Raw genomic sequence first — 7398 nt, forward strand, 5'->3', positions numbered from 1 at the left:
GCAGCAGCTTGTCCACCTCGGCCACGGCCTGCGGCACGTCCAGCCCGGTGGCCGCGCGCGCTGGCGCCGGATCCCAGCAGTAGTCCTTGACCGTGTCCGCATAGCGCGCCGGATACTGGCGCATGAAGTGGCACTGCGGCCCGGACAGCGCCTCGATGGCAATGCGCTGCGGCTGCCACGCGGCCAGCTTGTCCAGCAGCGGGCCGAGCGCGGCCGCGGTGAACTCCTTCGGCAGCCCGGACAGGTGCGGCGTGCCCAGCACCAGCACTTCATTGACCGGCCCGGCCTTCGGTCCCTTGAACAGGCCCGGCTCGAAGTCCACGCCCGGCGCCGCCCCGGCCTGGCCCGCGCCACCCAAGAGCGCCGCCAGCGCCACCGCCAGCGGCGCAATGTGCCGCGCCACACGGCCACTCGTCTTACGCATCATACATATGCTCCAGAATGAAAAAAGCCCGTCGCAGGGACGGGCTTGAAGGATCAGCCAGCGGCTGGGGTCGGGGTCGGCATGCCGCCCCCACCCTTGCGGCCGCGGCCCGTCGCCAGGCGGAACAGCCACACCAGCGAGCGGAACACGAAGCGCACCAGGGTCAGCGTGAGGATCGCCTCGATGAAGGTCATCAGGAAAGCCGGCACCGCGGTCCAGCGCTCGGCGCGGCGGCCGAACTTGGCGACCATGCGGTCACGGGCGATCTCGATGCTGTCATAGAAGGTCGGCACCACGAGCAGCGTCAGGAAGGTCGAGGTGATGGTGCCGCCGATGATGGCGATCGCCAGCGGACGGTAGAACTCGCCGCCCTCGCCCAGCCCCAGCGCCACCGGCAGCATGCCGGCAATCAGCGCGAAGGTGGTCATCAGGATCGGACGCAGACGCACCCGGCCCGCATGCATCAGCGCATCCTCGCGCCCATAGCCCTCGGCTTCCTGCTTGCGTGCCGCATCCAGCAGCAGGATGGCGTTCTTGGCCACCAGGCCCATCAGCATGATGATGCCGATGAAGCTCATCAGGTTCAGGGTGTTGTTGGTGATCTTCAGGGCCACCACCACGCCGATCAGCGACAGCGGCAGCGACAGCATCACGCCCAGCGGTGCGGTGAAGGAGCCGAACTGCATCACCAGGATCAGGTACATCAGGCCGATGCCGGACACCAGCGCGATGCCCATCTGGCTGAACAGCTCGTTCTGGTCCTGCGCCTGGCCAGCCAGCTCCAGGCCATAGCCCGGCGGGAAGTTCATCGACTTGGCCAGCTTCATCGCATCGGCCGCCACTTCGCCGTTGGAACGGCCCTGGGCGTTGGCGGACACGGTGATCGTGCGCTTGCCACCGGCGTGCTCGATCGCCGACGGGCCCTTGCCCATGGTGATCGAAGCGATCTGCTCCAGCGGCACCATCTGGCTGGTGCCCAGCACCGGGATCGGCAGGCGCTCGATGTTGGACGCCGACAGGCGGTCGTCCGGATGCAGGCGCACGGCCACGTCGCGGTTCTCGCCGGTCGGGTCGACCCAGGTGCCGACTTCGATGCCGGCGAAGGCGATGCGCAGCGACTGGGCGGCGTCGTTGACGGAGATGCCCATCGAGTTGGCCAGGCCGCGGTTCAGTTCGATCTGCAGCTCGTCCTTCGGTTCCAGCTGGGACAGGCCGACGTCCACCGCGCCCGGCACGGTGCGCAGCTTGTCCATGTACTGGTTGGTGATCTCCAGCAGCTTGCGCGAATCCGGGCCGGTGAAGTCGATCTGGATCGGCTTGCCGCCGCCGTTGTTCAGGTCGTCGGTGACGGTGTATTCCGCGCCCACCAGGTGGCTGATCTTCTCACGCAGCTCGACCGCGATTTCCTTGGCCGTGCGCTTGCGCTCGGTCCGCTTGCCGATGTCCACGTAGATGCGGCCGCCGGTCGCCTGGATCGAGGAGTTGGTGTCCTTGGTTTCCTTGATCGAACGGGCCAGTTCGGCTGCCTTCTCCATCTTCAGGCGGGCGTATTCCACGCTCGACGAGGACGGGGTGCGCACGTTGATCATCAGGGTGCCCTGGTCGGAGGCCGGCAGGAACGAGGAGCCGCCGAATTTTGCGTGCAAGGCAATCGCGCCGACGAAGGTGCCGAAGGCCAGGATCGCCATCGCCTTGCGGTGGTGCAGCGCCCAGTTGATCACGTTGCCGTAGCGGTCAGCCTGGTGGTCGAACCAGTCATTGAAGCGCTGCAGGACTTTCGACAGGCCCTTCTTCGGCGCGTGGTGGTGATCCGGCGGGTCGCCCCAGTAGGCCGACAGCATCGGGTCCAGCGTGAACGAGATCCCCAGCGAGACGAACACCGAGCAGGCCACGGTCAGCGCGAACGGACGGAACCACTCGCCCGCCACGCCCGGCATGAAGGCCACCGGGATGAACACGGCGATGATCGAGAAGGTGGTCGCGGCCACGGCCAGGCCGATCTCGGCCGTGCCTTCGAGCGCGGCCTTGCGGCGCGGCGAGCCGTTCTGCATGTGGCGCACGATGTTTTCCCGCACCACGATCGCATCGTCAATCAGCACGCCGATCGCCAGCGACAGGCCGAGCAGCGTCATGAAGTTCAGGGTGAAGCCGCACAGCCACACCGCGATGAAGGCCGCCACCACCGAGGTCGGCAGCGAGAGCGCGGTGATCAGGGTCGAGCGCCACGAATTCAGGAAGGTGTAAACCACGAAGATGGTCAGGATCGCGCCCAGCACCAGCGACTCGATCACGTTGTTCAGCGAGTTCTGGGCCTGTTCGCCGCCGTCGCGGGTGATCTCCAGCTTGGTGCCCTTCGGCAGTTCCTTGTTGATCTCCTCGACCATGGCGCGGATCTTCTTGGCCACCGACACGGTCGAGGCCTCGCGCGAGCGGGCCACGTAGATACCCACGTTGCTCTTGCCCGAACGGACCGACAGCGAATCGATGTCGGCGAAGCCGTCCTTGATCTCGGCCACCTGGCCCAGGCGCACGATCTGGTCGCCGTTGCGCTTGACCACCACCTGCTGGAAGTCGGACGGGTTTTCGATGCGGCCCACCAGGCGGATCGACTTCTCGTCCAGGGTGCCGCGCACCTTGCCCACCGGGGCGTTGGTGTTCTGCAGGCGCAGCGCGTTGGTCACGTCGCCGACCGACACGTTGAATTCGCGCAGGCGCTCGGCGTGCAGCAGCACCGACAGCTCGCGCTTGAGCGAACCAGACACGTTCACGGTGGACACGCCGTCGATGCCGCGCATGCGGTCGGCCAGCACGTCTTCCGCATAGCGCGACAGTTCGGAATGGCTCTGGACGCTGGACGACAGCGCCATATTCATGATCGGCTGGGCCGAGGTGTCGAAGCGGTTGATGATCGGCTCGCGCATCTCGGTCGGCATCTTGTAGCGCACCGCCGCGATGGCGTTGCGCACGTCGTCCGACGCTTCGATCAGGTTCTTCTTGAAGTCGAACTCGAGCTGGAACCAGGCGCTGCCTTCATTCGCGCCGGCGTACTCCTTGGTCACGCCTGGGATGGCCTGGAACTGCTTTTCCAGGCGGTTGACGATCTCGCGCTCGACCGAATCCGGCGAGGCGCCGGGGTACGGGATGTTGACCCACAGGGTCGGGATCTCGACGTCCGGGTTCTGGTTGACCCGCAGCTTGCTCATGGCCATCAGGCCGGCCGCCATCAGCGCGACGATCAGCACGATCGTGGCGATGGGCCGGGAGATGGAGAAATTGGAGAGGAACATGGTGGGTTTCCTTGGCCTGGTTCTGGGTTACTTGCCCTGCACCGCGGTGGACGAGGTGCTGGCGGCGCTGGCCACCTTGGGCTGGGCCATGTCGACCTTCTGGCCGTCACGCATGGACGAACCCGGGTTGCGCATCACCAGGTCGCCCTGGGTCAGGCCGGAGGCGATCTCGAACTGGCCAGTGCGCTCGTCGCGGCTGCCGATCTTCAGGGTGGCCTTGTTCAGGGTGCCGTTTTTCACGCGCCAGGCGTAGGTCACGTCGCCCGCTTTCACCAGGGTCGATTCCGGCAGCATCAGGGCGGCCTTGGAATCGGACAAGATGGTGCCTTCGCCGTACAGGCCGGACACGCGCGGCTGCGGCGAATCCTTGGTGAAGGCCACCAGCACTTCGACCTGGCGGGTGATCGCGTTGGCGGACGGGTCCACGCGCTTGACCACGCCGCGGAATTCCTGGTCGCCGTAGCCGTTGATGCGGAACAGGACCGGCTCGCCGGTCTTCACGGCGCTGATCTTGTCAGCCGAGACCTTGCCTTCGAAGCGCATCGAGGTCGGGTCGATCACCTTGACCAGTTCCTTGCCGATGGCAGCGGTGTCGCCGGCCGAGACCTTGCGCTCGGAGACGATGCCGTCGAACGGGGCGCGCACCACGGTGCGGACCATCTGCTGGCGGGCCGAGGCGGCGCGCGAGCGGGCCGCGGCCAGGTCGGACTGGGCGTTGTTGCGCTTGACTTCGGCGTCGTCCAGCGCCTGCTGGGAGATCATGCCGGACCCGCGCAGCGTCTTGGTGCGCTCCAGGTTGCGCTGCGACTGGTCGAGCGACTGCTGGGCGGCGCGGACGGCCTCGTCAGCCGAGCTCATCGCGTCGCGGATCGAGGTCTCGTCCAGGACAACCAGCACGTCCCCCTTCTTGACCACGTCGCCGTTCTCTTTCAGGACCTTGAGCACCACGGCCGAGACTTCGGCACGCAGGTCCGCCTTGCGCTCGGGTTCGACCGAACCGGTGATCACCGGACCGGAGGCCAGGCCGGCGCTGGTGACGGTGACCAGGTCTTCCGGCGCGACCGACAGGCGGGTCGGCGCGTTGTCCTTGTCGGCTTTGCCGGCCTGCGCAGTCGCACTGGCGCCCGGTTTGGCTTGGTCGCCACCCTTGCCGCAAGCAGCAAGGGCCGAGGCGATGGCGAGGAGGAGTAGGGTTTTGCGCAGCATTGTTATTCTCCGGTTGGTACGGTTTTATCTGATGATGACAACGCCGCGCAGTATCCTGATCTGCATATTGACCGTCAACGATCAACTGGCGGGTTGCGGAAATCGATGGCTGAACTGCGTTTTTTGGCGCCTGAAATGCATTGGGTGACGCGCCGGACCGTTCACCAGCGGACAGGGCGGACGTCCGCTTCCGGACAGTTCGCCCGCCCCCGGCCGGGCCGGGGTGGTTACGGGACCGGCGCTTACAGGTGGGGCGCCAGGCGGTACATCAGGCTGCCCATGAGGAAGCCGGTGACGATGCCGCCGCTGATTTCGACCAGTGTATGGCCCATCCGTTCCCGCAGTGTGACATGGCCGGCGCTGCCGCCGGCCAGGCGGTTGATCGCCGCCGCCTGCCGCCCGACGTGCTGGCGCAGGCTGTTGGCGTCGATCATGACAATGAAGCACAGGGTGACTGCCACGCCGAAGGCCGGGTGCCCGAGCCCTTCGCGCCAGGCGATCAATGTTGCCATGCTGACCACGACCGAGCTGTGATTGCTGGGGAAGCCGCCATTGCCGACCAGGTCGAAGGCCCAGCGCCGGGTGCGCGCGCTGTTGATCAGGAACTTGATGGGGCCCACGATCAGCCAGGTCAGGAACGGGGTCAGCAGGTAGGTCAGGTCCATGGGCGTCCTATATTGAATCCCCGATTATGGCAGACGCTGCCCGTGGGAGAAAGACCCGGCCGCCCCCTGCCGGACGAAGCCGCCGGAAGCGGCGCGCTACAATGTGGCGGTCAGGCCACGCGGGCGTGACAATCTCACACGGTCACCCAACGGCACACACTTTTCCCGGGAGCGCGGATGCGGCACTTCAAATTGTCCTTCATCGTCACCTTCGTCCTGCTGGCCGTGGCGGCGTGGTGGGGCTACGAGCAGCGCGGCGTGCCCGGGCTGCTGTCCGGGCTGTGGATCGCGGCCGTGCTGGGGGTGATGGAAGTCTCGCTCTCGTTCGACAACGCGGTCGTCAACGCCGCGGTGCTCAAGGACTGGAGCCCGTTCTGGCAGCGCCTGTTCCTGACGGTCGGCATCCTGGTGGCCGTGTTCGGCATGCGCCTGCTGTTCCCGCTGCTGATCGTGGCGGTCGCCACCGGCCTGGGGCTGGGGGACGTCTGGACCATGGCCCTGAATACTCCCGAGGAGTATGCGCGCCACCTGGGCGCCACCCACGCCGAGGTGGCGGCCTTCGGCGGCGCCTTCCTGCTGCTGGTCTTCCTGAACTTCCTGTTCGACGAGGAAAAGGAACACCACTGGCTGGGCTGGATCGAGATGAAGCTGGGCCACTGGGGCTCGGAGGGGCTGGCCGTGCTGCTGACCCTGTGCGCCGTGTTCGCCACCATGTCCATCATGCCGCCCGAGCGCAAGCTCTCGGTGCTGATCGCGGGCGTGGTCGGGGTCGCCATCTACGTGGGCGTGGCCTGGCTCAGCGGACTGCTGGAGGAAGAGGAGCACGACCCGGCGCTGGCGACCATGATGAAGGGCTCAATCGGCGGCTTCGTCTATCTGGAAGTGCTGGACGCCTCGTTCTCCTTCGACGGCGTGATCGGCGCCTTCGCCATCACCAACGACGTGGTGCTGATCATGCTGGGCCTGGCCATCGGCGCCATGTTCGTGCGCTCGCTGACCGTGTTCCTGGTTCACAAGGGCACGCTGGACGAATTCGTCTACCTGGAGCACGGTGCGCACTACGCGATCGGCATCCTGGCGCTGATCATGTTCCTGTCGGTGGAATACGAGATCCCCGAGTGGTTCACCGGGCTGTCCGGCGTGGCCTTCATCCTGGTCTCGCTGTGGTCGTCGGTGCGGTACCGGAAACGCCAGGAGGCCCTGGCTTGAGTTACCATGGGTGCTGTTCAGACAACCCAACCGAACCATGACCTCCAAACGCCTGCTCACCTGGGTGCTCGCGCTGCTCGCGGCCGCCATCGTCGTGTTTGCCCTGTATGTGTGGGCCGCGCTGAGCTGGTCGTATTCGGAGGGCGTGCGCGCCGGCCTGCTGCAGAAATTCAGCCAGCGCGGCTGGCTGTGCAAGACCTGGGAGGGCGAGCTGCTGCTGTCCTCCATGCCCGGCGCGATCCCCGAGCGCTTTGAATTCTCCGTGCGCGACCCGCAGGTCGCCGCCCAGCTGGACGCCGCCGCCGGCAAGCGCGTGGTGCTGACCTACGCGCAGCGCAAGGGCGTGCCGACCTCCTGTTTCGGCGACACGGAATACTATGTCGAAAAGGTGACGGTCACGCCGTAAGCGCGGCGCGGCGAAGGGTGGAGCATGGACGTCAAGGATAACCACGGTACGCTGCAAGTCCATGTGCCCCCGGCCCGCGGCATCGGCGCGCTGGCGACGGCGGCGCTGGTGCTGGCGCTGGCCTGCCTGCTGGCCATGCTGGGCGCGGCCGTGCGCACCGAGCACATTGCGATGCCCCTGTCGGTGCTGCCCCTGCTGGGC

At 66.6% G+C, this 7398-nt stretch carries 5 protein-coding genes and 1 pseudogene; 2 read left to right on the forward strand and 4 right to left on the reverse strand.

Going from position 1 to position 7398, the window contains the following annotated elements; genetic code table 11:
• From E4L96_RS02950 to E4L96_RS02965, 4 genes and pseudogenes are all read right to left on the reverse strand, one after another.
• Positions 1 to 427, reverse strand: a pseudogene (locus tag E4L96_RS02950) (DUF5694 domain-containing protein); the annotation flags it as partial.
• A gap of 50 nt (positions 428 to 477) precedes the next feature.
• Entirely contained in the window at positions 478 to 3711 is a 3234-nt protein-coding gene (locus E4L96_RS02955; protein WP_135205744.1) for an efflux RND transporter permease subunit, read from the reverse strand.
• A 27-nt stretch (positions 3712 to 3738) separates the two neighbouring features.
• Positions 3739 to 4917 (reverse strand): efflux RND transporter periplasmic adaptor subunit, encoded by a 1179-nt coding sequence (locus tag E4L96_RS02960; protein WP_135205745.1) that lies wholly within the window; start codon positions 4915 to 4917, stop codon positions 3739 to 3741.
• Positions 4918 to 5159: 242 nt separating this feature from the next.
• Positions 5160 to 5582: a divergent PAP2 family protein gene (locus tag E4L96_RS02965; protein ID WP_135205746.1), complete on the reverse strand. Its 423-nt coding sequence runs from the start codon at positions 5580 to 5582 to the stop codon at positions 5160 to 5162.
• A gap of 177 nt (positions 5583 to 5759) precedes the next feature.
• Here E4L96_RS02965 and E4L96_RS02970 point away from each other — a divergent pair, with 177 nt between their 5' ends.
• Both E4L96_RS02970 and E4L96_RS02975 read left to right on the forward strand, forming a co-directional pair.
• A complete protein-coding gene (locus E4L96_RS02970) occupies positions 5760 to 6791 on the forward strand; it encodes a DUF475 domain-containing protein (RefSeq protein WP_135205747.1) in 1032 nt (343 codons plus the stop codon).
• A 37-nt stretch (positions 6792 to 6828) separates the two neighbouring features.
• Positions 6829 to 7197, forward strand: a complete 369-nt coding sequence (locus E4L96_RS02975) for a DUF8785 domain-containing protein (protein ID WP_135205748.1) — start codon at positions 6829 to 6831, stop codon at positions 7195 to 7197.
• Positions 7198 to 7398: the final 201 nt, after the last annotated feature.

The organism is Zemynaea arenosa, assembly GCF_004614185.1.
Lineage (GTDB): Bacteria > Pseudomonadota > Gammaproteobacteria > Burkholderiales > Burkholderiaceae_D > Telluria > Telluria arenosa.